The organism is Paenibacillus sp. FSL H3-0286, assembly GCF_045040705.1.
Classification (GTDB): domain Bacteria; phylum Bacillota; class Bacilli; order Paenibacillales; family Paenibacillaceae; genus Paenibacillus_AQ; species Paenibacillus_AQ odorifer.
The window spans coordinates 6,441,254-6,466,493 of record NZ_CP150285.1; the positions used below are offsets into that span (position 1 = coordinate 6,441,254).

General features: G+C 46.7%; 17 protein-coding genes, 1 tRNA gene and 3 rRNA genes. 1 reads left to right on the forward strand and 20 read right to left on the reverse strand.

The features are described from left to right. Positions 1-38 precede the first annotated feature (38 nt). From gltX to MHB37_RS28945, 16 genes are all read right to left on the reverse strand, one after another. The gene (gene gltX, locus MHB37_RS28870) at positions 39-1,502 is read right to left on the reverse strand and encodes a glutamate--tRNA ligase (protein ID WP_036680487.1); all 1,464 of its coding nucleotides are present in this window, start codon (positions 1,500-1,502) and stop codon (positions 39-41) included. 51 nt (positions 1,503-1,553) lie between these two features. After that, positions 1,554-2,042 carry a 2-C-methyl-D-erythritol 2,4-cyclodiphosphate synthase gene (ispF, locus tag MHB37_RS28875; protein WP_036680486.1) on the reverse strand — a complete coding sequence of 163 codons (489 nt, stop codon included), beginning with the start codon at positions 2,040-2,042 and terminating at the stop codon, positions 1,554-1,556. Then, positions 2,039-2,737 carry a 2-C-methyl-D-erythritol 4-phosphate cytidylyltransferase gene (gene ispD, locus MHB37_RS28880; RefSeq protein ID WP_076130021.1) on the reverse strand — a complete coding sequence of 233 codons (699 nt, stop codon included), beginning with the start codon at positions 2,735-2,737 and terminating at the stop codon, positions 2,039-2,041. The genes ispF and ispD overlap by 4 nt, the downstream gene beginning before the upstream one ends. A 95-nt stretch (positions 2,738-2,832) precedes the next feature. After that, entirely contained in the window at positions 2,833-3,921 is a 1,089-nt protein-coding gene (locus MHB37_RS28885) for a PIN/TRAM domain-containing protein (protein ID WP_036680481.1), read from the reverse strand. A 177-nt stretch (positions 3,922-4,098) separates the two neighbouring features. Then, positions 4,099-4,836: a CDP-diacylglycerol--serine O-phosphatidyltransferase gene (pssA, locus tag MHB37_RS28890; RefSeq protein WP_036680477.1), complete on the reverse strand. Its 738-nt coding sequence runs from the start codon at positions 4,834-4,836 to the stop codon at positions 4,099-4,101. A gap of 64 nt (positions 4,837-4,900) precedes the next feature. Then, positions 4,901-5,977: a DNA integrity scanning diadenylate cyclase DisA gene (gene disA, locus MHB37_RS28895; protein WP_036680475.1), complete on the reverse strand. Its 1,077-nt coding sequence runs from the start codon at positions 5,975-5,977 to the stop codon at positions 4,901-4,903. 13 nt (positions 5,978-5,990) lie between these two features. Continuing rightward, the gene (gene radA, locus MHB37_RS28900; RefSeq protein WP_036680472.1) at positions 5,991-7,358 is read right to left on the reverse strand and encodes a DNA repair protein RadA; all 1,368 of its coding nucleotides are present in this window, start codon (positions 7,356-7,358) and stop codon (positions 5,991-5,993) included. Positions 7,359-7,544: 186 nt separating this feature from the next. Then, positions 7,545-10,013, reverse strand: coding sequence for an ATP-dependent protease ATP-binding subunit ClpC (gene clpC / locus MHB37_RS28905; protein ID WP_036680471.1), 2,469 nt, complete (start codon positions 10,011-10,013; stop codon positions 7,545-7,547). A gap of 35 nt (positions 10,014-10,048) precedes the next feature. After that, complete coding sequence (locus tag MHB37_RS28910) at positions 10,049-11,113, reverse strand: protein arginine kinase (protein ID WP_076218760.1); 1,065 nt, start codon at positions 11,111-11,113, stop codon at positions 10,049-10,051. A 28-nt stretch (positions 11,114-11,141) separates the two neighbouring features. Then, on the reverse strand, positions 11,142-11,666 hold the full coding sequence (locus MHB37_RS28915) for a UvrB/UvrC motif-containing protein (protein ID WP_036680467.1): 525 nt from the start codon (positions 11,664-11,666) through the stop codon (positions 11,142-11,144). Positions 11,667-11,696: 30 nt separating this feature from the next. Next, complete coding sequence (locus MHB37_RS28920; protein ID WP_036680465.1) at positions 11,697-12,158, reverse strand: CtsR family transcriptional regulator; 462 nt, start codon at positions 12,156-12,158, stop codon at positions 11,697-11,699. Between the two features lie 293 nt (positions 12,159-12,451). Beyond that, the gene (gene eis, locus MHB37_RS28925) at positions 12,452-13,624 is read right to left on the reverse strand and encodes an enhanced intracellular survival protein Eis (protein WP_405168760.1); all 1,173 of its coding nucleotides are present in this window, start codon (positions 13,622-13,624) and stop codon (positions 12,452-12,454) included. Between the two features lie 421 nt (positions 13,625-14,045). Continuing rightward, a 5S ribosomal RNA gene (gene rrf, locus MHB37_RS28930) occupies positions 14,046-14,162 on the reverse strand. A gap of 128 nt (positions 14,163-14,290) precedes the next feature. Continuing rightward, positions 14,291-17,217, reverse strand: a 23S ribosomal RNA gene (locus MHB37_RS28935). 142 nt (positions 17,218-17,359) lie between these two features. Next, a tRNA-Ala gene (locus MHB37_RS28940) sits at positions 17,360-17,435 on the reverse strand. Positions 17,436-17,536: 101 nt separating this feature from the next. Continuing rightward, positions 17,537-19,094: ribosomal RNA gene (locus tag MHB37_RS28945) — 16S ribosomal RNA — on the reverse strand. Together the 16S, 23S and 5S rRNA genes with 1 tRNA gene alongside form the textbook arrangement of a ribosomal RNA operon. A 404-nt stretch (positions 19,095-19,498) precedes the next feature. On the opposite strand from MHB37_RS28945, the gene MHB37_RS28950 reads away from it, so the two are divergent. Beyond that, positions 19,499-20,755 (forward strand): MFS transporter, encoded by a 1,257-nt coding sequence (locus MHB37_RS28950; protein ID WP_405168761.1) that lies wholly within the window; start codon positions 19,499-19,501, stop codon positions 20,753-20,755. A gap of 4 nt (positions 20,756-20,759) precedes the next feature. On the opposite strand, the gene MHB37_RS28955 is transcribed toward MHB37_RS28950, so the two are convergent. The 4 genes from MHB37_RS28955 to MHB37_RS28970 form a co-directional block, all read right to left on the reverse strand. Then, a complete protein-coding gene (locus MHB37_RS28955) occupies positions 20,760-22,562 on the reverse strand; it encodes a transglycosylase domain-containing protein (protein ID WP_405168762.1) in 1,803 nt (600 codons plus the stop codon). A gap of 53 nt (positions 22,563-22,615) precedes the next feature. Continuing rightward, positions 22,616-23,200, reverse strand: coding sequence for a hypothetical protein (locus MHB37_RS28960; protein ID WP_405168763.1), 585 nt, complete (start codon positions 23,198-23,200; stop codon positions 22,616-22,618). A 62-nt stretch (positions 23,201-23,262) separates the two neighbouring features. Next, the gene (locus MHB37_RS28965) at positions 23,263-24,375 is read right to left on the reverse strand and encodes a sensor histidine kinase (RefSeq protein WP_405168764.1); all 1,113 of its coding nucleotides are present in this window, start codon (positions 24,373-24,375) and stop codon (positions 23,263-23,265) included. Positions 24,376-24,394: 19 nt separating this feature from the next. Next, on the reverse strand, positions 24,395-25,102 hold the full coding sequence (locus tag MHB37_RS28970) for a response regulator transcription factor (protein WP_036678667.1): 708 nt from the start codon (positions 25,100-25,102) through the stop codon (positions 24,395-24,397). Positions 25,103-25,240: the final 138 nt, after the last annotated feature.

Below are 25,240 nucleotides of genomic sequence, written 5' to 3' on the forward strand. Positions count from 1 at the left end.
GATACTGACAAGGGGGTTTAGTCGTATGAAATACGACCTTAAGCGCCCTTAATTTGTGATTTCAAACGTTCGATGACCCGGTTTTTGCCGAGCAAAGCAATGGTTATATTAAGATCACGTCCGTGCGTTTGTCCGGTCAGAGCCACACGAATTGGCATAAAGAGTGCTTTGCCCTTATGACCTGTTTCTTTCTGTACTTCCTTAATCAGAACAGCCATGTTGCTTGCACTGAAATCCTGACAGGCCTCAACCTTAGCCAGAAAAGCAGACAATACCTCAGGAACTTGGCTTTCAGCCAGAACCTGCGCTGCTTCCGTCTCTAACTCTAGGTGACTGCGGAAGAACAGTTCCGATAGCGCCACGATGTCAGAAGCTGCAGTCATCTGCTCTTGATACAACGCGACAAGGCTTTCCGCCCATGCTTGTTGCTCTTCATTCAGCTCAGCAGGTATTTTACCCGCTTTTTGCAAATGCGGAATAGCTAGTGCAGAGATCCGTTTAGGATCAGCATGTTTAATATAATGATTATTCAGATGCGCCAGCTTGTTTTTATCGAACACAGCCGGGCTTTTGGACAAACGGTCCGCATCAAAAATAGAAATAAGTTCTTCTTTACTGAAGATCTCTTCTTCTCCCTCTGGAGACCAGCCAAGCAGAGAAATGAAGTTAACCAGAGCCTCAGGCAAGTAACCCAATTCATCATATTGCTCGATAAACTGAATAACGGATTCATCCCGTTTGCTGAGCTTCTTGTGGTTGTCGCCAACAATAAGCGTCATGTGACCAAATAAAGGTGGCTCCCAGCCAAGCGCTTCATAGATCATAAGCTGGCGGGGTGTGTTGGAAATATGGTCTTCTCCACGCAATACGTGGGTAATAGCCATCAGATGATCGTCAACAGCTACCGCGAAGTTATAGGTCGGAATTCCGTCCTTCTTCACAATAACAAAGTCACCCATTTCTTTTGTGTCAAAAGAAATACTGCCTTTTACGAGATCATCAAACGCATACGTACGATCTTCTGGCACACGGAAGCGAATGCTAGCCACTCGTCCCTCAGCTTCAAAAGCTAAACGTTGCTCTTCAGTCAGATCACGGTGTTTGCCAGAATAACGAGGCGTTTCTCCGCGGGCAGTCTGTTCTTCACGTTCCGCTTCCAGCTCTTCCTCTGTGCAATAGCAGCGGTAAGCCAAACCTCTGTCCAGCAAATCCTGCCAATGTACACGATATAAGTCAAGACGTTCTGTCTGACGGTAGGGTCCGTACTCTCCGCCAACATCAACGCTCTCATCCCAATCCATACCCAGCCATTTCAAATACTTAAGCTGGCTCTCTTCACCACCAGCGACATTGCGCTTTACGTCTGTATCTTCAATTCTGATAATGAATTTACCGCCTTTATTACGGGCGAACAGATAGTTAAACAGCGCCGTTCTGGCGTTACCTATATGTAAATGTCCCGTAGGGCTCGGTGCGTAACGCACCCGGACTTCATCCGTCATTGTATTCCCTCCGCTTCATATGGTTGAACTTAATTTACTACTTAGACCATCTCAAGATGATATCACATCTTGGAGTAGACAGACAATAGATTGTGCGGCAATTCCTTCGCCGCGTCCGGCAAAACCAAGCTGCTCAGTTGTAGTAGCTTTAACATTCACCTTGGACGGGTCGGCATTAAGCGCACGTGCGATAATCTCGGTCATTTGTGGAATGTACGGAGCCATCTTAGGCTTTTGGGCGATAATCGTTGAATCGATATTTCCCAGCTTATATCCTCGCTCACGAGCAAGTGCCCATACCTCTTCTAATAACTTCAAGCTATCTGCGTCCTTAAAGGCTGGATCTGTATCCGGAAAATGTCTGCCAATATCACCAAGTCCAAGTGCGCCTAGAATCGCGTCACTAACTGCATGCAGCAGCACATCTGCATCGGAATGCCCAAGCAATCCTTTTTCGTAAGGAATCGTAACTCCCCCAATAATACAAGGCCTGCCCTCTACCAGCTGATGCACATCAAATCCTTGTCCTACAGCGATCATGATTGTCCCTCTCCCCTGTTTCTTTCTGTGAATTCTGCATAATCCAAATCATCAGGTGTCGTAATCTTAATATTTCTGTAGCTTCCCTCTACCACAGAAACCGGAATCCCCGCACGCTCCGCCAAGCTGGAGTCATCGGTGCCCAGAAAGCCATCCCGCTCTGCCGCTGCATAAGCCTCCAGCAAATCAGAAAGACGAAAAGTCTGCGGGGTTTGAATCGCCCACAGACTTCGCCGATCCGGCGTAGACAGTACCTGTCCTTCATTATCCACCTGTTTGATCGTATCCTTGACGGGTACAGCAAGAACCGAAGCACCCATCTGCTTCGCTCGTTCGTAGCAAGCCTCAATTTCATTCGGCTGTACAAACGGACGAACACCATCATGTACCATTACCCACTGTGTCGTAAGTTTCAACAACCCTTTATGTACGGAATGCTGACGCTCAGATCCACCAGTTACTATAGCCTTAACCTTGTCCAGCTTATAGAGCTGTATCCATTCCCGGCAGCGTTCAATATCCTCTTCACCGGTTACGAGCACGATTTCAGAGATCAATTCGTGCTGCTGGAATACCTCCAGCGTATGAACGATAATCGGCTTCCCCTGCAGTAACAAATATTGCTTGCTCTCCGCAGTTCCCATTCGCGTTCCTCTGCCTGCCGCCACAATGACGACGCCCACACTGTTTGACATTAATCTGGCTCCTGTCTTTCACGTATAATCCCATCATAACGTGTTTGGCGGGCATTTCCAACCCATAGGACAGTCCCCATACACTTTATCTTCACTTATTGCGCTTTTTCCAAAAGTTTTGGCTTAGCAAATATCATTCGGCCAGCCGAAGTTTGCAGCACGCTAGTGACCAGAACCTCCATCGTAGTCCCGATATATTCACGTCCGCCTTCTACAACAATCATCGTTCCATCGTCTAAGTAGGCTACCCCTTGCCCATGTTCTTTGCCATCCTTAATGACCTGAACTACGATTTCCTCACCAGGCAGCACTACAGGCTTCACAGCATTCGCCAGATCGTTAATATTCAGAACGGAAACACCCTGCAATTCGCAAACCTTATTTAAGTTGAAATCATTAGTGACTACTTTACCTTGGAGTACCTTCGCTAACTTCACTAACTTACTGTCAACCTCAGAGATTTCTTCAAAATCTCCCTCATAGATCAATACCTTCACATCAAGCTCTTTTTGAATTTTATTGAGAATATCAAGCCCACGCCGTCCCCGGTTCCGCTTCAACAGATCCGAAGAATCAGCAATATGCTGGAGCTCTTCAAGCACGAATTCAGGTATGACAATGGTTCCCTCAATAAATCCCGTCTTACAAATGTCAGCGATTCTTCCATCGATAATAACACTTGTGTCGAGAATTTTATGTTCCTCAAGCCCGCGGCCTTCCGGCTCAGCCGCTTGGCCCCAGCGTCCAGATGTCCACAGCGCAGCAAGCTCCTCTTTTTTCTCCAAACCGATCCGCAGCCCCAGATATCCAAAAGCCAACGTAGCTGGCACTTGCAGCAGCTGCCCAGCTTTCCCAAGCCAGATCATTGCAGGGTATAACAGGAGAGATAACAGAAGCCCCCCTGTAAGCCCAGCTGCACTTGCAGCTAATTCATTCATTGGAATACGCGAACAGTAGTGAACCGCCTCCCGCAGTTTTGAACCTCCCCATTCCGCGCATAAAGACCCCGCAAACAAAAAAATAATGGCACCCAGCACCGTAAATAAAATGCTTCCTTCTACAGGTAAGCTTTCACCCAGCTTTTCCATCCCCTTGGGGAATCCTCTTTCGAGCGCATGGTATAGCGAAAAACCTGACCAAGCACCACATATTAAGGCAAAAGACAAAATCACTTTTTTCCACATAACCTAACGCACCTCCTTTTTATTCATCCTAAATGGATCTATTCCTCACCAGTATGTTCCAATTTTCAAGACGATAAACTTGGGGTAGCGCTGGAAATGCAAAAAGGCTTTGCCATCCCCTAGGGAAGACAAAACCTTTGGTCATAATTTATTCAGTTACCTTACCTTATGGACCGATTAACCGTTCTTGGAGTGATACACTTTATCCTCTGAACGGCTACGACGACGATGACGGCGTCTGGCTGTCAACCGATCAATATTTTGCTTAAAGCCGTATAATGCATAAATTCCAAGTAAGACAAAGATCAGCTTAGCGATTTGCTCTGGGAACACAACAGCTACAGCCACTGCAACAACAATAACCACTGGCGCTCCAACCACCGCTTTTTTCGGCAATCCAATCTTTTTAAAATTAGGATATTTAACAGTGCTGACCATCAAATAGGATAAGAGCAGTGTAGCAACGATCATAAACGGAGCCGAAACATCTTTATTAAAAAGAGCTAATGTGGCCAGTACACCACCTGCAGCAGGAATTGGCAAACCGATAAAATAACCCGGAACCCCCGGACGAACATTAAAACGGGCTAAGCGCAAAGCACCAAACACCGGAAAAATTGCAGTTACTGTCCAGCCTAATGCAGAGTTTAAATCCTGCAGGCTTGAGACGTACAAAATAACGGCCGGTGCGACTCCGAAAGAAACGACATCAGATAAGGAGTCCAACTCCTTGCCAAATTCGCTTTCGCATTTTAGAGCGCGAGCTACTCGACCATCTAAGCCGTCTAACAGCATAGCAATAATAACCATGATAGCGGCCATGCTAATCTTACCGTCAAACGCCATCATGATACCAAACATTCCGAGCATCAAATTACCTATCGTAAAAAGACTCGGAATTGATTTTTGTATCATTTCTTCACCTCAATTTTCTAACTTTGGCCTTTAACGTCCCCAATATTACGTGATTGTATGTTATTTACATTTGCCTGTCAATAAGAACTTGCTTCTGTAAACGTTTGAGCCCATCCTGAATATTACGGGCCCGCACCTCCCCAATTCCGTCCACTTCATCCAATTCAGCTATGCTTGCGGACATCAAATTAGGCAGCATTTCAAACCGCTCCACCAGATTGTGAATGATCACATTCGGAAGCCGCGGAATTTTGTTAAGCAGGCGATAACCACGTGGAGTCACCACTTCTTCAGAGGTAATTGCCGTAGAGGAATAACCCAGTATACGGGCAATATGGTTATCATCCATCAGATCATCATCGCTTATCCGTTTGAGACCGGCGATAATTTCACGGATTTTATCTTCCTGCTCTTCCTTAGCATAGTCTCTGTATAGAAGCCATGCTTCTTCCTCTGTATTTCCAACCAGTTCTTCCATCTGCATGCTGATCAGGCGTCCTTCGTTGCCCAATTCGTTGATATAGCGTTTGATCTCCATTTTTATGCGCAAAACCATCTCTACACGCTGGATAACACCCACTACTTCAGCAACGGTAACAATGCCCTCATATTCTGAAGCTGACAAATTCGTCAGTCCTTGCGTGAGCACTGCTTTATACTTCTCAAGTGTCTGAATCGCTTGGTTAGCCTTTGCCAAAATAGCCCCGATCTCTTTGAGTGCATAACGTATCGAGCCTTGATAAAGCGTGATGATATTGCGGCGTTGTGAAATGGAAACCACCAGCTTACCCGTTTGCTTCGCTACCCGCTCCGCGGTCCGGTGACGGATCCCCGTCTCGATGGATGAGATAGAAGAATCCGGTATAAGTTGTGTATTAGCATACAATATACGCTTTAAATCCTCACTTAGAATAATAGCTCCGTCCATTTTAGCTAGCTCATATAAATAATTGGGCGAAAAATCGCAGTTAATGGAGAATCCGCCATCCACTACGTCCATCACCTCAGGACTGTACCCTACGACAATAAGTGCCCCTGTCTTAGCGCGCAGCACATTCTCCAAACCTTCCCGAAAAGGTGTACCCGGTGCCGCCAGTCTGAGCAGATCATTCATATTCTCTAATTGGTTATATTCTTTCATATCCCTGTGCCCCCTAATCTAACGCGACCGATAGTGCATCTGCTACGGTACTGACGCCAATAATCTGGATATCTTGCGGGTGCTTCCATCCCTTCATGCTCTTTTCAGGCATAATCACCCGCCGGAAGCCAAGCTTTGCGGCCTCCTTAACGCGCATTTCCGCGCGCGAAACGCCTCTTACCTCACCGGTAAGTCCTACTTCTCCGAAGAAAACGTCGTAAGGTTTTGTTGAAATATCACGAAAACTGGAGGCGATACTAATAGCTACAGCTAGATCAATCGCCGGTTCATCCAGCTTTACTCCCCCGGCAACATTAAGGTATGCATCCTGATTCTGCAGGAACATGCCCATCCGTTTCTCGAGTACAGCGATAATAAGTGCCATCCGCTGGTGATCCATGCCTGTGCACATTCGCCGTGGGGAAGGGAAGTGGGTGGCAGCAACAAGTGCCTGAAGTTCTACAAGCACAGGTCTAGTTCCCTCCATACTTGCCACCACAGTAGAACCAGCCACGCCAAGCGGACGTTCCGATAAAAAGAGCTCCGATGGATTCTCTACTTCGGTAAGCCCCGCTTCACCCATTTCGAAAATGCCGATTTCATTCGTAGAGCCAAAGCGGTTTTTTACAGCCCGCAAAAGTCTATACGTATGATGCCGCTCACCCTCAAAATACAGCACGCAGTCCACCATATGTTCAAGCATCCGTGGTCCAGCAATAGCCCCTTCCTTGGTAACATGACCAACGAGAACTGTTGCAATTCCACGAATCTTAGCGATACGCATAAATCTTGTCGTACACTCCCGAACCTGGGTCACGCTGCCTGGCGCACTCGTTACTTCTGGCATAAATACGGTCTGAATAGAATCGATGACAAGAAATTGTGGCTGGATTTGTTCGATCGCTTCTTCTATGCTTTCCATATTTGTCTCACATAGTACATAAAGCTCCGTTGACAACGCATCGAGGCGATCCGCGCGCAGCTTAGTTTGCCTTACCGATTCTTCGCCCGAGATATACAATACTCGCAATCCCTGTGTTGTAAGGGCGTGCGAGGTCTGTAATAAGAGCGTAGATTTACCGATTCCTGGGTCTCCCCCTACTAGTACCAGCGATCCTGGTACGATCCCCCCACCGAGAACACGGTTAAGCTCACCTATACCTGTCAGTATGCGCGGTTCCTTGTCACTTTCTATACTTATGATCGACTGTGCCTTTTCTTTACTATGAAAAATAGGGGCATTCATTCCCTGTGTTTTGACTACGCTTTCCGTTTCCTCCACCATGGAGTTCCAAGCCTGGCACCCTGGGCATTTCCCGAACCATTTTGGCGATTCGTATCCACAGTCGGTGCAAAAAAATTTTGTTTTTGCTTTAGCCATTTGTTCTCCTTACGGTCCGAACTGTTTACAATTCGGATCATTTTCTTCTAATGAAAGTTTACCATTTCTACCCCTTTAACGAAAGGTCATTCGGTATTTGCATTAAATGTATATTTTAAATTGATCTATTTCCAATAAAAAAAGCTTCCGCTCCTCTATAAATAAGGAGCGAAAGCCTTGTTTATTTTATTCGGATTCTACTTCTTTTTCAAGCGCTGGCGCTACTGGAGCGTCCACTTTAGTCACCACAAGTTCTCCGCCGACCTCATCAATATTGAGGGAATCACCCTTTTGGATATTTCCTCTCAACAATTCCTCAGAAAGACGGTCCTCAATATGCTTCTGAATTGCCCGGCGCAATGGACGTGCACCAAAGGCTGGGTCATAACCTTCTTTAGCCAAGAAGGCCTTCGCTGCATCCGTGAGTACGAAATCAACATCATATTCACGCAGGCGCTTGCGCAGCTCATCAGACATCAACGTAACGATCTCAGCGATATGTTTCTCATCGAGTGAGTGGAAGACGATGATTTCGTCGATCCGGTTCAAGAACTCTGGACGGAAGCTCTTCTTGAGCTCTTCCATAACCTTGCCCTTCATATTGCCGTATTCTGCTCCTGCATCTTGCACAGCCGTGAATCCAAGCGTTGAATTCTTCTTGATTGCCTGTGCGCCTACGTTAGAGGTCAGAATGATAAGTGTATTGCGGAAGTCAACTACCCGGCCTTTGGAGTCGGTAAGGCGACCATCTTCAAGCACTTGCAGTAAAATGTTGAATACTTCCGGATGTGCTTTTTCAATTTCATCAAGCAGTACTACAGAGTATGGTTTACGACGTACCTTCTCTGTTAATTGGCCGCCTTCTTCATAGCCGACATATCCAGGAGGGGCACCAACTAAACGGGACGTGGAGTGCTTCTCCATGTATTCCGACATATCAATACGGATGACCGCATTCTCATCGCCGAACATGGCTTCAGCAAGCGCACGTGCCAACTCAGTTTTACCTACACCCGTAGGACCGAGGAAGATAAAGGAGCCCATTGGACGTTTCGGATCTTTAAGACCCGCACGCGCCCGGCGCAATGCCCGGCTGACAGCCTTAACAGCTTCGTCCTGACCAATCACTCGTTCATGCAGCAGAGCTTCCATGTTAAGCAGACGGTCGGTCTCTTCTTCCTTCAGCTTGCTTACAGGGATTCCCGTCCAGCTTGCAACAACCTGTGCGATATCTTCAGGTGTAACTTCAGAATCGGTGCGTCCTTGTTTTTCTTTCCACTGGTTCTTAGTCGTATCAAGCTCTTCACGGATTTTTTGCTCCGTATCACGCAGGGCAGCCGCTTTCTCAAACTCTTGGCTCTGAACAGCAGAATCCTTCTCCTTGCGGATATCATCCAAGCGCATTTCTAGTTCCTTCAGATTTGGCGGGATAGTGTAAGAGTGAAGCCTTACTTTAGACCCTGCTTCATCGATAAGGTCAATGGCTTTATCCGGCAGGAAACGATCCGGAATGTAACGATCAGACAGCTTTACAGCTTCCACGATAGCTTCATCCGTAATTTTCACACGGTGATGTGCTTCATAACGATCGCGAAGTCCAAATAAAATTTGTACCGCTTCTTCTGGAGATGGCTGATCCACCGTAATCGGTTGGAAACGGCGCTCCAAAGCTGCATCTTTTTCAATATATTTACGATATTCATCCAGCGTAGTCGCACCGATGCACTGAAGTTCTCCGCGGGCTAAAGCCGGCTTAAGAATGTTGGAAGCATCAATAGCACCTTCTGCGCCACCAGCACCAATCAGCGTATGAAGCTCATCGATAAAGAGTACGATATTCCCCGCTTGGCGAATCTCATCCATGATTTTCTTGAGGCGGTCTTCAAACTCACCGCGATATTTAGTACCAGCCACTACAGAGCCCATATCGAGCGTCATTACGCGTTTGTCGCGCAGTGTTTCTGGAATTTCATTATTAATGATTTTTTGGGCCAAGCCTTCAGCAATAGCTGTTTTACCAACCCCAGGTTCACCTATCAACACCGGGTTGTTCTTCGTCCGGCGGCTCAGTACCTGAATAACACGTTCAATTTCCTTGCTGCGACCGATAACTGGATCCAGGTTGCCATCCTTGGCATAAGCCGTCAAATCGCGTGCTAGGCCGTCTAGAGTAGGTGTGCTGACATTAGCAGGTGTTCCGCTATGACTGGATGCAGCCTCGCTGCTTCCCAGAAGCTGAAGCACTTGCTGACGAGCTTTGTTCAAGCTGATGCCTAGGTTATTAAGCACACGAGCCGCGACACCTTCTCCTTCACGAATAAGTCCTAGCAGAATATGCTCAGTGCCGACATACGTATGTCCCAGCTTGCGGGCTTCGTCCATCGACAACTCGATTACTTTTTTGGCGCGAGGAGTATAAGCAATGTTCGTAGGTTGTTCTTGGCCTCTGCCAATCAGTGTCTCCACTTCGTCCTGGATTTTCTCAAGACCCAGACCCAAAGCGATTAATGCTTTAGCAGCAATGCCGTCTCCTTCACGAATAAGTCCTAGCAAAATATGTTCTGTGCCAATATTGTTGTGTCCTAAACGAACAGCTTCTTCCTGCGCTAGCGCTAGCACTTTTTGTGCGCGTTCCGTAAATCTTCCAAACATCATATCTCCTGCACCTCCATGAATAATAAATATCTATATTAATGTTGTGTTCCCAGTGTTTCTCGGAGCAGTTTCGCCCGATACATATCCCGTTCAGTGGCGTTCATCTCGTCACCGAACATTTTTTGCAGAAATCCTGGCTGTGTCTTAACGTTAAGCTCATTAAGCACGGAAATCGAAGGGCCTTCCAGTATACCAAGGTCAACCCCAAGTCTCACATCAGACAGCCGTTGTGCGGATTCTTTAAGCTCCATTAGAGCAGCGTAACACAAAATCCCATAAGATCTTTTCACTCGGTCTGTAATTCTTAAAGCGGAATCTACAAGCAGCCTTTCACGGGCATTTCGTTCATGCTCTATAATCTGGGTGACTACACTGTGAAGGTTCTCGATGATTTCACTTTCTGTTTGACCGAGAGTAATCTGATTGGAAATTTGAAAGATGTTCCCTACTGCTTCGCTGCCCTCACCATAAATTCCTCTTACAGTCAATCCCACTTGGTTCACTGCTGACAATATGCGATTGATCTGTTGGGTCATTACTAGTGCTGGCAAATGCAGCATTACTGAGGCACGCAGCCCTGTACCCACATTGGTGGGACAACTGGTCAAGTATCCTCTTTTATCATCAAAAGCGTAATTCACAGCCGATTCGAAGATATCATCGATGGCTGTCGCACGTTCCCATGCTTCTCTTACCTGAAGACCCGGGAACAGACATTGGATCCGCAGATGGTCTTCTTCGTTAATCATGATGCTGACCGACTCATCTTCATTTAATATCACAGCTGCGCCACGTGAATCATTAGCCAGATTAGGACTGATGAGATGTTTCTCGACCAATACCTTTTTATCCAGTTCATTCACTTCAGCAAGCTTTATCAGTTGAAAAGATCCGAATACGGCAGCAGTTTCCCCATGAAACACAGGGGCCAGCAGCTCTAATACTTCTTCCGATTGCTCTAAGGAAGCAAGCATAGGGAATGGAAGATGCTCTAAATTACGTGCAATACGCATACGGCTGCTAATTACAATCTCGGAGTGACTGCCTCCCGAGCGCATCCAATCACTAAGCGCTTGTTCAGTAAATCGGAGACTTGACATGTCATATCCCCCCTATATATCAAAGACTTTACTCTTGTGCCATTTCTTTTTCAAGTTGGCGAATTTGATCCCGCAGCTCTGCCGCAGTTTCGAATTCCTCCTGTGCGATACTTTGCTGTAATTCCAGCTTCAATTCATCAATTTGCCGCTTGAACACAATTTGTGCTCCAGCACGTTTAGGAATCTTGCCTACATGCGAAGTGCTGCCATGCACCCGTTTAAAGAGCGGGTCCAGTGCACTGTTAAAATATTTATAACAGGAGCTGCAGCCAAAACGACCCAATTTGCTAAACTGCGAGTACGTCATTCCACAATTCTCACATTGCAGACTCTGCGTAGTCTTCGTAGCAGCCGTCTTTTCCTTACCGGCCCCTTCAAGATCAAGCAGACCAGACAGCAAGCTGTGAATGGAGAATCCTCCAGCAGTTCCCGGGATCAGTTCACCCTTCTCCCGCGCACAGCTCTCGCAGATATGAAATTCTGTCTTCTCTCCATTCACGATCTTGGTGAAATGGAGTGTTGCTGGCTTGACGCCACATTCCTGACATTGCATAAGCGAAAGCCCCTCCCTTATGATTGACAATTATTTGCCTAACAAAGAGATTAACATCGCCTTCATAATCTTGGCCCGAATCTCATCCCGATATGGAATCTTAACCGTTAGGCAATCCCGAGAAACAGCAGCGCGCATAAGACACGCCTCACGCTTGCTTAGAAAACCAGCTTCCTCCAGTTGATAAATCAACCCTTCGGCAGCGTTCTGATCTATCCCGCCACCTATAGTATGGTTTAAATGGGCATGCAGTGCCACGTTTGGCGGCAATTCAAAACGTTGAATACGAATATATCCCCCGCCACCACGCTTACTTTCCACCACATAGCCTTTTTCCAGTGTAAAGCGTGTACTAATAACATAATTGATCTGTGACGGTACGCATGAGAACTGGTCCGCCAGGTCATTTCGCTGGATTTCCACCGTACCTTCGGGACTTTCATGCAAAATATTCTTCAGATATTGTTCAATAATATCAGAGATATTGCGCATCACTCATCCTCCAGTGCTCTTTAAAGCTTCATAATATCGCTTGCGCCCGCATCCTTAATGACATTCATTAGTGAACTTCATTCATATAAGTCTGAAGAAAACTTCACAAATTCAGAGGATCGCACTGTATGTCATCAGGTGCGTTGACTTTGACTTTCTTTGACTTTTTAATATTATAACATATTCTGTGCTAATTCCAAGAGGATTCTCTTATTTTTCACTTTTTTCAGCGAATGTATTCGGAAATAAAGAACTCTCCCAGCATCTTTCGAAGGGGAGAGCCTAATTATTTTCTAAAAATGATCAAAAAGTGCAGTTTCAGCTTGCGGTATGATTTCTTCGAGCCATTCCAGAGCCCTCGGATTACCAGTCACACGTCCATAACGAGCCAGCTCTGCCGGGCGTTTATATCCAAACATTAGAATCGTCAGCGTACCAATATCACAGCTTAAGTCAGCTGCATCCCGTTCACCCTCTATACGCAAGAAAGCTGCTGCTCCCTTTTCGGAGACAGTCCATTCCCACAACCCGTCATTCCATGGGGCATATTTATCTTCAATATAGATAACCTGTTTCTTCTGACTGTTGTGACGCTTAAAAGAATAACTCTCCACGAATGCTTTAGCATTAACAATACGCGCCATAAAATAAGGATAATTCTCCTGCTCTATACGCGGATCAGGCAGCAAAAAAGGTAACATATCATCGGATGGCACCAGTTTTAGCGATGCACCGGTCAACATCGAATCGTGATTCGCAAGAAATGTCCACAGCCCCTGCCGGGCCTGTTCGTTCAAAAACACAAATTCATCAATGACCAGTTCTCTATTTTCTATCTTATATAGTACGTATCCTTCAGGTTCCCCAAGCTGTGAATAAAATACCGCAGTCTGACCTTCATCATCCAGAACAGAGCTCTCCCACCAGTCCAAATCACGCTTAAGTGTTCCGTTATATCTAACTGCAAAACGATTGTATAAGTTGTCCAATACTTCGATATCTATAACACCACGTCTTACCTTGCCCTCAACTTCAACCTTCTTGGGAAACTTGGCAACAGGAATGGAGTATTTCTTATATTCACAATAAACTTCCCAACCAAATTTGCGATAAAAGGGGATCAAGAACGGATGCAGAAAAGATAATGTCTGCCCCGCCTCATTCATCGTTTGCAGCGTATGCGCCAGGAGCTTTGCCACATGCCCCTGTCTGCGATTCTCTGGCCATGTCGCTACCCCTGCGAGCCCTCCCATAGGTACTAATCTACCTTGTATGTACACTTCGAACGGAAGAAGAGTAAGTTTAGCTTCCAAAGTACCTTCTTCAAAAGCACCCCATACGCGTTCTGCTTTAAATCTTTCCTTAGCATTCGCCCTTTTCTCACTAGGCAGCTTGTATTGAAAAGCATATTCAGATAAATCCATGCTTAGATCAAACTCTTCTGAGTGCAACTGTCTGATATCCACAAAACTCACCTCATCATTTATGAATTTACTTTTATGGTTAGTATAACAAGAGAGTGTATTGTGTGCGAATTATAAGGATATTTTTCGAACTTTTTTCAGTTATCCACAGCCTTAGGCAGTTTTAAAAATAGTCTTGTAATCTTGTTCTATTCAAGTTAAAATAATTATCCACTTATCAATCCCTCTATCCACATAAATATGACTATATCCACAGCAACCCGTGTATTACTTAGGTTTTCTGTTGACAGATCTACATAAATATGTACTTAATCCACACCATTTGGTGATTTTTTGCCTTTTAATCATCTATCCACATGTGCGTAAGTTTTCTGCAAATTCCAATGAATTATCCACAAGTTTTCCACAATCTATAATAGACGCAAAAAAGCCACTGTCGAGTTATCAACAGTGGTCTATTTGTGCTTGGCAACGTCCTACTCTCCCAGGACCCTTCGGTCCAAGTACCATCGGCGCTGGAGGGCTTAACGGTCGTGTTCGGGATGGGTACGCGTGGAACCCCTCCGCTATCGCCACCAAACATGCGTCTGTGAAACAGACGCTGCCGCGTGAAATTCAGTTCATCACCAGAAGTGACAATGAATTTCTAAGCGTATTTCAGGCTTGATGCCTGAAAACTGAATCCGAAACGAATCTGCATTCTACGTATAGGATAAGCCCTCGACCGATTAGTATTGGTCAGCTCCATGCATTGCTGCACTTCCACCTCCAACCTATCTACCTCGTCGTCTTCAAGGGGTCTTACTAATTGGGAAATCTCATCTTGAGGGGGGCTTCACGCTTAGATGCTTTCAGCGCTTATCCCGTCCGTACGTAGCTACCCAGCCATGCTCCTGGCGGAACAACTGGTGCACCAGCGGTACGTCCATCCCGGTCCTCTCGTACTAAGGACAGCTCCTCTCAAATTTCCTGCGCCCACGACAGATAGGGACCGAACTGTCTCACGACGTTCTGAACCCAGCTCGCGTACCGCTTTAATGGGCGAACAGCCCAACCCTTGGGACCTACTTCAGCCCCAGGATGCGATGAGCCGACATCGAGGTGCCAAACCTCCCCGTCGATGTGGACTCTTGGGGGAGATAAGCCTGTTATCCCCAGGGTAGCTTTTATCCGTTGAGCGATGGCCCTTCCATGCGGTACCACCGGATCACTAAGTCCGACTTTCGTCCCTGCTCGACTTGTAGGTCTCGCAGTCAAGCTCCCTTATGCCTTTGCACTCTGCGAATGATTTCCAACCATTCTGAGGGAACCTTGGAACGCCTCCGTTACTCTTTAGGAGGCGACCGCCCCAGTCAAACTGCCCGCCTGACACGGTCCCCGTACCCGATAAGGGCACTAGGTTAGAACCTAGATACGATCAGGGTGGTATCCCAACGGCGCCTCCACCGAAGCTTGCGCTCCGATTTCTACGGCTCCCACCTATCCTGTACAGATCGTACCCAAATTCAATATCAAGCTGCAGTAAAGCTCCATGGGGTCTTTCCGTCTTGTCGCGGGTAACCTGCATCTTCACAGGTATTAAAATTTCACCGGATCTCTCGTTGAGACAGCGCCCAAGTCGTTACGCCATTCGTGCGGGTCAGAATTTACCTGACAAGGAATTTCGCTACCTTAGGACCGTTATAGTTACGGCCGCCGTTTACTGGGGCTTCGGTTCATAGCTTCGGGTTACCCCTAACCACTCCCCTTAACCTTCCAGCACCGGGCAGGCGTCAGCCCGTATACTTCGCCTTGCGGCTTCGCACAGACCTGTGTTTTTGCTAAACAGTCGCTTGGGCCTTTTCACTGCGGCCCCCTCGTGCTATTCACACTACCGGGGCACCCCTTCTCCCGAAGTTACGGGGTCATTTTGCCGAGTTCCTTAACGAGAGTTCTTCCGCGCGCCTTAGAATTCTCTTCTCGCCTACCTGTGTCGGTTTGCGGTACGGGCACCTTCTCCTGGCTAGAGGCTTTTCTTGGCAGTGTGAGATCATGACCTTCGCTACTACAATTTTCGCTCCCCATCACAGCCCAGCCTTAATGATGTGCGGATTTGCCTACACATCAGCCTCACTGCTTAGACGGACATCCATCAGTCCGCGTCACTACCCTCCTGCGTCACCCCATCGCTCATAGCGGATTACGGTGGTACAGTAATTTCAAACTGTTGTCCTTCGACTACGCCTTTCGGCCTCGCCTTAGGTCCCGACTTACCCTGAGCGGACGAGCCTTCCTCAGGAAACCTTGGGCTTTCGGCGGATCAGATTCTCACTGATCTTTTCGTTACTCATACCGGCATTCTCACTTGTGTAGTGTCCAGCGCTCTTTTCAGTACACCTTCAACCCCTACACAACGCTCCCCTACCCCAGATACATACGTATCTAGCCATAGCTTCGGTGGTGTGTTTAGCCCCGTTACATTTTCGGCGCAGAGTCACTCGACCAGTGAGCTATTACGCACTCTTTCAATGGTGGCTGCTTCTAAGCCAACATCCTGGTTGTCTGTGCAACTCCACATCCTTTCCCACTTAACACACACTTGGGGACCTTAGCTGATGGTCTGGGCTGTTTCCCTTTTGACAATGGATCTTAGCACTCACTGTCTGACTCCCGGCAATAAGTATATGGCATTCGGAGTTTGACTGAGCTTGGTAATCCTTGCGGACCCCGCACCCAATCAGTGCTCTACCTCCACTACTCTTATACCGAGGCTAGCCCTAAAGCTATTTCGGGGAGAACCAGCTATCTCCGAGTTCGATTGGAATTTCTCCGCTACCCCCACCTCATCCCCGCACTTTTCAACGTACGTGGGTTCGGGCCTCCAGTGCGTGTTACCGCACCTTCACCCTGGACAGGGGTAGATCACACGGTTTCGGGTCTACGTCCACATACTAATTCGCCCTATTCAGACTCGCTTTCGCTGCGGCTCCACCTTCTCGGCTTAACCTTGCATGTTAAACGTAACTCGCCGGTTCATTCTACAAAAGGCACGCCATCACCCATTAATAGGGCTCTGACTTTTTGTAAGCACACGGTTTCAGGTTCTATTTCACTCCCCTTCCGGGGTGCTTTTCACCTTTCCCTCACGGTACTGTTTCACTATCGGTCGCCAGGTAGTATTTAGCCTTAGCAGATGGTCCTGCTGGATTCATACGGGGTTTCACGTGCCCCGCACTACTCGGGATCCGTCTCGGAGAGAACACAGTTTAGGTTACAGGGCTTTTACCTCTATCGCGGGCCTTTCCAGACCTCTTCACCTACCATATTCCTTTGTAACTCCATGTGAGACGTCCCACAACCCCTAAGAGCAAGCTCTTAGGTTTAGGCTGTTCCGCGTTCGCTCGCCGCTACTGACGGAATCACTATTGTTTTCTCTTCCTCAGGGTACTTAGATGTTTCAGTTCCCCTGGTCTGCCTCTACATTTCCTATGTATTCAGAAATGAGTAACTGCGAATTACCACAGCTGGGTTTCCCCATTCGGACACCCCCGGATCAAAGCTTGCTTACAGCTCCCCGAGGCAGTTTCGTTGTTCGCCACGTCCTTCGTCGGCTCCTGGCGCCTAGGCATCCTCCGTGTGCTCTTATTAGCTTAACCTTGATTTTTCCGAAGAAAAATCTCACTAATAACATTTACTTGTTTACACAAGTTGCTAAAAGATGTTCTAAAACGCAAATTCGTTTCGGTATCCAGTTTTCAAGGATCAAGTGTATAGACATAACAAATAGATGAAGTTTGTTGGTGGAGCCAAGCGGGATCGAACCGCTGACCTCCTGCTTGCAAGGCAGGCGCTCTCCCAGCTGAGCTATGGCCCCGCAAATTCCATCAAAACCGAACAAATGGATACACGTTAATTGGTTGTGGAAGCTAAGCTTCCGATTTGAATGTTCTCATTGCAGAGAACGATTCTCCATAGAAAGGAGGTGATCCAGCCGCACCTTCCGATACGGCTACCTTGTTACGACTTCACCCCAATCATCTACCCCACCTTCGGCGGCTGGCTCCCTTGCGGGTTACCCCACCGACTTCGGGTGTTGTAAACTCTCGTGGTGTGACGGGCGGTGTGTACAAGACCCGGGAACGTATTCACCGCGGCATGCTGATCCGCGATTACTAGCAATTCCGACTTCATGCAGGCGAGTTGCAGCCTGCAATCCGAACTGAGACCGGCTTTGATGGGATTGGCTCCACCTCGCGGCTTCGCTTCCCGTTGTACCGGCCATTGTAGTACGTGTGTAGCCCAGGTCATAAGGGGCATGATGATTTGACGTCATCCCCACCTTCCTCCGGTTTGTCACCGGCAGTCACTCTAGAGTGCCCAACATTACTTGCTGGCAACTAAAGTTAAGGGTTGCGCTCGTTGCGGGACTTAACCCAACATCTCACGACACGAGCTGACGACAACCATGCACCACCTGTCTCCTCTGTCCCGAAGGCCGCCACTATCTCTAGCAGATTCAGAGGGATGTCAAGACCTGGTAAGGTTCTTCGCGTTGCTTCGAATTAAACCACATACTCCACTGCTTGTGCGGGTCCCCGTCAATTCCTTTGAGTTTCAGTCTTGCGACCGTACTCCCCAGGCGGAGTGCTTACTGTGTTAACTTCGGCACCAAGGGTATCGAAACCCCTAACACCTAGCACTCATCGTTTACGGCGTGGACTACCAGGGTATCTAATCCTGTTTGCTCCCCACGCTTTCGCGCCTCAGCGTCAGTTACAGCCCAGAAAGTCGCCTTCGCCACTGGTGTTCCTCCACATATCTACGCATTTCACCGCTACACGTGGAATTCCACTTTCCTCTTCTGTACTCAAGCCACCCAGTTTCCAGTGCGACCTCAGGTTGAGCCCAAGGTTTAAACACCAGACTTAAATAGCCGCCTGCGCGCGCTTTACGCCCAATAATTCCGGACAACGCTTGCCCCCTACGTATTACCGCGGCTGCTGGCACGTAGTTAGCCGGGGCTTTCTTCTCAGGTACCGTCACTCCGGTAGCAGTTACTCTACCGGACGTTCTTCCCTGGCAACAGAGCTTTACGATCCGAAAACCTTCATCACTCACGCGGCGTTGCTCCGTCAGGCTTTCGCCCATTGCGGAAGATTCCCTACTGCTGCCTCCCGTAGGAGTCTGGGCCGTGTCTCAGTCCCAGTGTGGCCGTTCACCCTCTCAGGTCGGCTACGCATCGTCGCCTTGGTGGGCCGTTACCCCACCAACTAGCTAATGCGCCGCAGGCCCATCCCTCAGTGACAGATTGCTCCGTCTTTCATTCTTCTCTCAGGAGAAAAAAGAAATTATCCGGTATTAGCTACCGTTTCCGGTAGTTATCCCAGTCTGAAGGGCAGGTTGCCTACGTGTTACTCACCCGTCCGCCGCTAAGTTATTTTGAAAGCAAGCTTTCAAAATAACTCCGCTCGACTTGCATGTATTAGGCACGCCGCCAGCGTTCGTCCTGAGCCAGGATCAAACTCTCCAATTAGTATTGAAAAGAGCGATATGCTCATTTTGAAACTGACGATTCATTAATTGAATCTTTTTAAAAATTAACGTGTTCCATTTGTTCAGTTTTCAAAGAACTTGCTCCTAGCATTTCGACATTCAATGTCTCTTGCACAGGAATTAGAGTATATCATGTTTGTTTCTATCTTGTCAACTTATTTCTTCATCGCTTGTGTTTCGTATGTGCGATGCGTCGTAAGCACAAGAGATAATATACCATGCTGTCATTGAGTTTGCAAGCTTTTTTTGAAATAAAAAAATCATTCGTATAAATAACTTCGATACAACACAAATTGATACCATTCATCCATTATTTGTGGCTAAATAGAATTTATCGTATTCGCCAATCTTACCTTTTAACTATCAGTACAGAGAGGAGTCAAAATGGAGACCAAACCTACAGACGCTGCATCAAAGGTAGACAGCAAGGACAATGAGCAGCGTAATCTGCAGCAGGCAACGATTTATAAAATTTTGTTAGCTGTCAGTTTTGTTCATTTATTTAATGATTCTATACAGGCAGTCATTCCAGCAATCTTCCCTATTCTCAAAGATAATCTACTGCTCTCTTTCGCCCAGATTGGATGGATCTCATTCGCTTTAAATATGACGTCATCAGTAATCCAACCCGTCATTGGATATGCTGCAGACCGTAAACCCCGTCCTATATTATTACCACTGGGTATGTGCAGCACATTTTTAGGTGTACTTCTATTGGCTTATGCCAATAGCTATTTTCTGGTCTTATTCTCGGTTATCCTGATCGGATTCGGTTCAGCCACCTTCCACCCAGAGGGTATGCGTGTTGCTCATATGGCGGCAGGTCAGCGAAAGGGATTGTCGCAATCTATTTTTCAAGTGGGCGGCAATGCTGGACAGTCCCTGGGTCCAATGCTTACGAAATGGGTGTTCATCCCCTTTGGCCAGATTGGTGCCCTAGGCTTCACGATCGTCGCGGCTGCCGGAATCGCTGTTCAGACCTATGTAGCTCGCTGGTATAGAGAAATGCTAGATGCCGGTTATACCTTTCATAAAAAATCAACAGCACGGGCAATCGACCCCGCCCGCCGAAAAAGTATACGAACAGCAACGATTATTCTTGTATTCCTAGTCTTTGTTAGGTCTTGGTATGGCGCTTCTATCGGCAGTTACTACGCCTTCTATCTAATGGACAAATATCAAATGACGCTGGATAAAGCCCAAATCTATATTTTTATGTATTTGGCTGCTGGCGCAGTGGGCACATTTTTTGGAGGTCCGCTGGCTGACCGTTTTGGACGGCGTAATCTCATCTTACTATCAATGGTAGGAACCGTTCCCTTTGCACTTGCTCTACCCTTTGTAGGTCCATTATGGGCGGCTGTATTGCTGCTGATTGGCGGTTTCATCCTTCTGTCCAGCTTCTCTGTTACCGTCATTTATGCTCAAATGCTATATCCGGGCAACATTGGCACAGTTTCAGGTCTGATCACGGGACTTGCTTTTGGACTCGGCGGGATCGGCTCATTAGTCCTCGGCAACCTCATTGATAGTATCGGGATTGCTAAAGTGTTCATCGCTTGCGGCTTCCTCCCGCTGCTTGGGTTTCTTGCCTTGCTGCTTCCTAGAGATGAGAAATTAGAAGAATGGGCGGCGCAATAACTTCTCAATGATCACTTAAGGCTTTACTCATTACTGTAGAAAATAGAGCGGCAGCCTTCCCGCTGCCTTCAGTCATGTAATTATCCTGATTCGTACGATCAAAACCCATCCATACCGCAGCTGTCCACTCCGAAGTATAGCCTACAAACCAAAGATCCCGATTAGCTTTCTTGCTCACGCCAGCCAAGTCCAATTGGGTCGTACCGGTCTTTCCCGCTACTGGTCTGTTCATCTGCGCTTTTTTCCCTGTTCCTTCATTAACAACATTGCGTAACATAGCCGTCATCGCTTCTGCGGTACGCGGCGAGATTACCTGACGTGATTCAGAGGGATGAGTATACAAGACCTTCCCTTTTGAATCCGTTATGGAGCGCACCATATGAGCCGCATTAAATTTTCCTCCACTAGCAAAGACACTGTAGGCCTGGGCCATTTTTAGTGGAGAAACCCCATTATGAAGCCCCCCCAAAGCTATTGATAAATGATTGTCCTCCTCCGTCAGTACAATTCCTAATTTAGCGGCAAATTGCCGCGCAGAAGAGATTCCAACCTGCTTCAATACCCATACGGCTGGTGCATTGATGGATTTTTGCAAAGCTGTGTTCATTGTGACCTGACCTAGGTATATACCGTTCAAGTTCTCAGGCTTATAGCTGCCATAAGCAACTTTACGGTCGGACAGCATACTATTCGGGTTGAATATCCCGCTCTCCAGTGCAGGTCCATAATCAATGATCGGCTTAAAGCTGGAACCCGGCTGACGTGCATCAATAATAGCTCTGTTCAAATTGCCCTCGTTTTGATCTCGCCCACCAATCAATGCCACTACTTCTCCTGTACGATGATCCATTATGGTCATAGCTGCTTCTACCTGCTGATCTTTTCCGTCAGGTGGAAATGAAGCCTCTTTGAGAACGGCCTGCTCAAGTGCCTGCTGTGCTTTGATGTTCAAACCTGTCACTATAGTGTAGCCGCCTGTACGAAGCTCCTCTACGGATTCCCCTGTGATCTGAGCCGCTTCCTTAAGGGCTGCATCCACATAATACACTCCGGCAACCCCATTTTCGACCGCAGCTGGAGGCTGATATTGTTTATTCATAGCTTCCTGCATTTGCTCATACGTGATTAGTCGCTGATTGAACATCATCTTTAGCACTAGATTTCTTCTCGTTTTGGATAATGCACTATTGTCTACTGGGTTATAAATAGAAGGGCCTTTAGGGATTCCCGCCAGAGTGGCTATTTGCCAGATCTCCAATTTTTTCAGATCAGACACGCCGAAGTAACGCTTCGCTGCTGCTTTTACTCCATATTGTCCCCGCCCCATATAAATCTGATTGAGGTACAGCTGCAAAATCTCACGTTTCGTCAGTCGCTGCTCCAAGGCAAAAGCAATAGAGGTTTCATTTAACTTGCGCAGCATATTCTTATCTCTGTTCAAATAAAGATTGCGAGCAAGCTGTTGAGTAATACTACTGCCACCTTCTGATAAACTCATGTCCAAGATATTTTTCAAGAAAGCGCGTGATATCCCTTTATAATCGACCCCTTGATGGCTATAAAAACGGCGGTCTTCTACTGTTAAAAAGGTATCTATTAATAAAGCCGGCATCTCCTCAAGCTCTGCTGTAAGCCTATAACCCGAGCTCGGTAGCGGAGTCATTCGTATAACCGTTCCATCTGAAGCTGTGATGAGGCTTGATTCTGGCAATTGCAGCCTATCCTCATGCCGGTTAAGTACAATCCCCCCATACTGGTATACATAGAACAAAATCAAAAGCACCAATACCGTACTAATAACACTCACATCAAATAATAGGTACCCTACTCGCAATATCCGGGTGCGTGCATTCCATCTGCTCATGATTCGATAATCAGGTTCTCCAGGAACCGCTCCATATTGCGTACTTCATCATTCGCTGCTGCAAGAAGTGTATGTACTTCCGCCCCATCCTCTTCAACCTCACGGAGAGTGCGAAGTATCGCCCTAGTCCTTATTAATAAAGCTACTGCTGGTGTGTCCTCTATCCGCTTTGAGCTTGCACCTCTATCTGGAACTTCTATTCTTTGCATTCGATTGAGGTTAGCAGCAATTTCACCTATTTCTCCTCCAGAGAGAACCTTGATGTTCTGGGCGACTCCTTTATCTGCCAGCTCCGAGGTTCCCACCACTAGCGAGCGCAAATCATCAGCCATTTTCTGTGAACGAAGAACATACAGCCCACCGAAGACTAGAATAAATAGAAGGATGGCACTAGGGGTTTGACCCATATGATTAATAACCCAATGAATAAGCCGGACAAAAAAGGCTCCTGGTTGACCCGAATAATGAGAATACAGCAAAGCGACAGCCCGCTGGACAACAAAAAGAAAGGCAACACTCAAAAGAGCACAACCCATAAAAATATATAAATAGCTGATACGAACCGTCCGAAGTTTTGGCATGGTAGTTCCCTCCTTGTGCCACAAGGATAACTTCCAAATCTTAAGAACCCGCCATAGTTTTCTTAAGATTCTATGAAGAATGGGAAACGGGTAATAAAATCCGTGCGAAGAGATGTACTTTCTACATAAATAACGCCATTGTGGCGTTCGATGATACTTTTGGCAATCGCAAGTCCAAGCCCTGAGCCGCCTGTATGCTGTGAACGCGACTTTTCTGCCCGATAGAATCGTTCAAAAATAAAAGGGATATCACTTTCCGCAATCCTCTCTCCGAAGTTGCTAATACGGACCACAGCATCATTTTCCTTTTTACTGAAACCTATCTCCAATTTCCCGCCGCTTCTGCCGTAACGGATCGTGTTAGTAATCAAATTTTCATAAGCACGTACTAATTCTTTAGGCGAAGCCTCTATCCATAACTCATCAGCAACGTCCTCGATTTCATAGATCATATCCGCCTTTGTTAGTTCAGGAACTGACTCCTCCGCCAGCTGCCGTATGAAGGCCTTCAAATCCAATCTCTGCATAACCAAAGGGTACTCTCCACTATTTACACGTGTGTATTCAAAAAGATCATCGATCAGTTTACGCAGCACCAGGGATTTGTTGTAGGCTATATCCACGTAATACCGGATTTCCGCTTCTTCCTGACATCGATCTTGTTCGATGTATTCCAGAAAGCCCAAGACAGAGGTAAGCGGGGTGCGTAAATCATGGGAAACACCTGTGATCAAGTCATTTTTCGCATTTACAGCTTTACGTTCCTCCTCTATGGAGTGCTGCAAACGCTCAGCCATTTCATTAATATTCTCAGCCAGCACACCCAGCTCATCCGTGGTTCTGACTTCAATTCTATGGGACATCCCGGAGCTTGTAATTTCTCGAATCCCTTTTGTGATCTCTTCCAGATACAGCACAACTTTACGAGTGTAGATAAAAAAGAATAATAAAAAGCTGATAATACCCGCTGCTGTCATTAGTGGCATAGAGCCAATATGATTAATAATCCAGCGCAGTATGCGTGAATAGGGAGCCGACTCTGAAGCCGGATTTAGATAGATCATAAAGTTGACGAGTTGGTACCCTGCCATGAGCAGCAAAGCGCCCGAAAGCACACTCAGCAAAAAAGCAAACATAAACTTCCAGCGAATCGTCGTTATATATTTAGAATTCAAGAAGCCTCACCTAATCCTTTCAGGAAGGTCCGTCTAATTTATAGCCAACTCCCCAGACGGTTTGTATATAACGTGGGCGTTTCGAATCGATTTCGATTTTGTCTCGGAGATTACGAATATGTACCATCACTGTGTTACCGCCATCTAAAAAGGGTTCATTCCATACCTTATTGTAAATTTGCTCCAAGCTAAGCACTTGACCTTGGTGTCTCGCTAAAAGCTCTAGAATAGAGAATTCCCGCGGAGTCAGTTTAATCTTCTGCTGGTCTACATATACCTCATGCTTAGACGTATCTATAGTCAGATCCTCAAAGCTTAGTTTGCTGTCGTTTCCTAACGTATTACTATCCTTATTAAATCCGTGATAACGGCGCAACTGTGATTTTACTCGTGCCACAATCTCCAAAGGATTAAACGGCTTGCCCACGTAGTCATCTGCCCCGAGGCTCAGGCCGGAGATCTTGTCCATATCTGTATTTTTGGCTGATAGTATGATAATTGGCATTTTCCGCTCTTCACGGATCTTCATACATGCAGCTAGCCCGTCCATTTTAGGCATCATGACATCAAGAATAATTAGATCAACTTCCTCTTTCTGCAGACATTCCAGCGCTTCCATTCCATCATAAGCCTTTAGCAGTCTATAGCCTTCATTACAGAGATAAATCGTTAACAGTTCTACAATTTCCTTCTCATCGTCTACTAACAATATCGTTTCTCTCTTCACAGGAAGGGTTTCCTTTCAAATATAGTAATAAATATCTATAGCCTATATATTAGCAGATCAACCGAATTTTTTTCTAAAAAAGAAACGTTTAGTTGTAATCCACGCAAAAAAGGCCCCTGCTCCTCTCGTACTTAAACG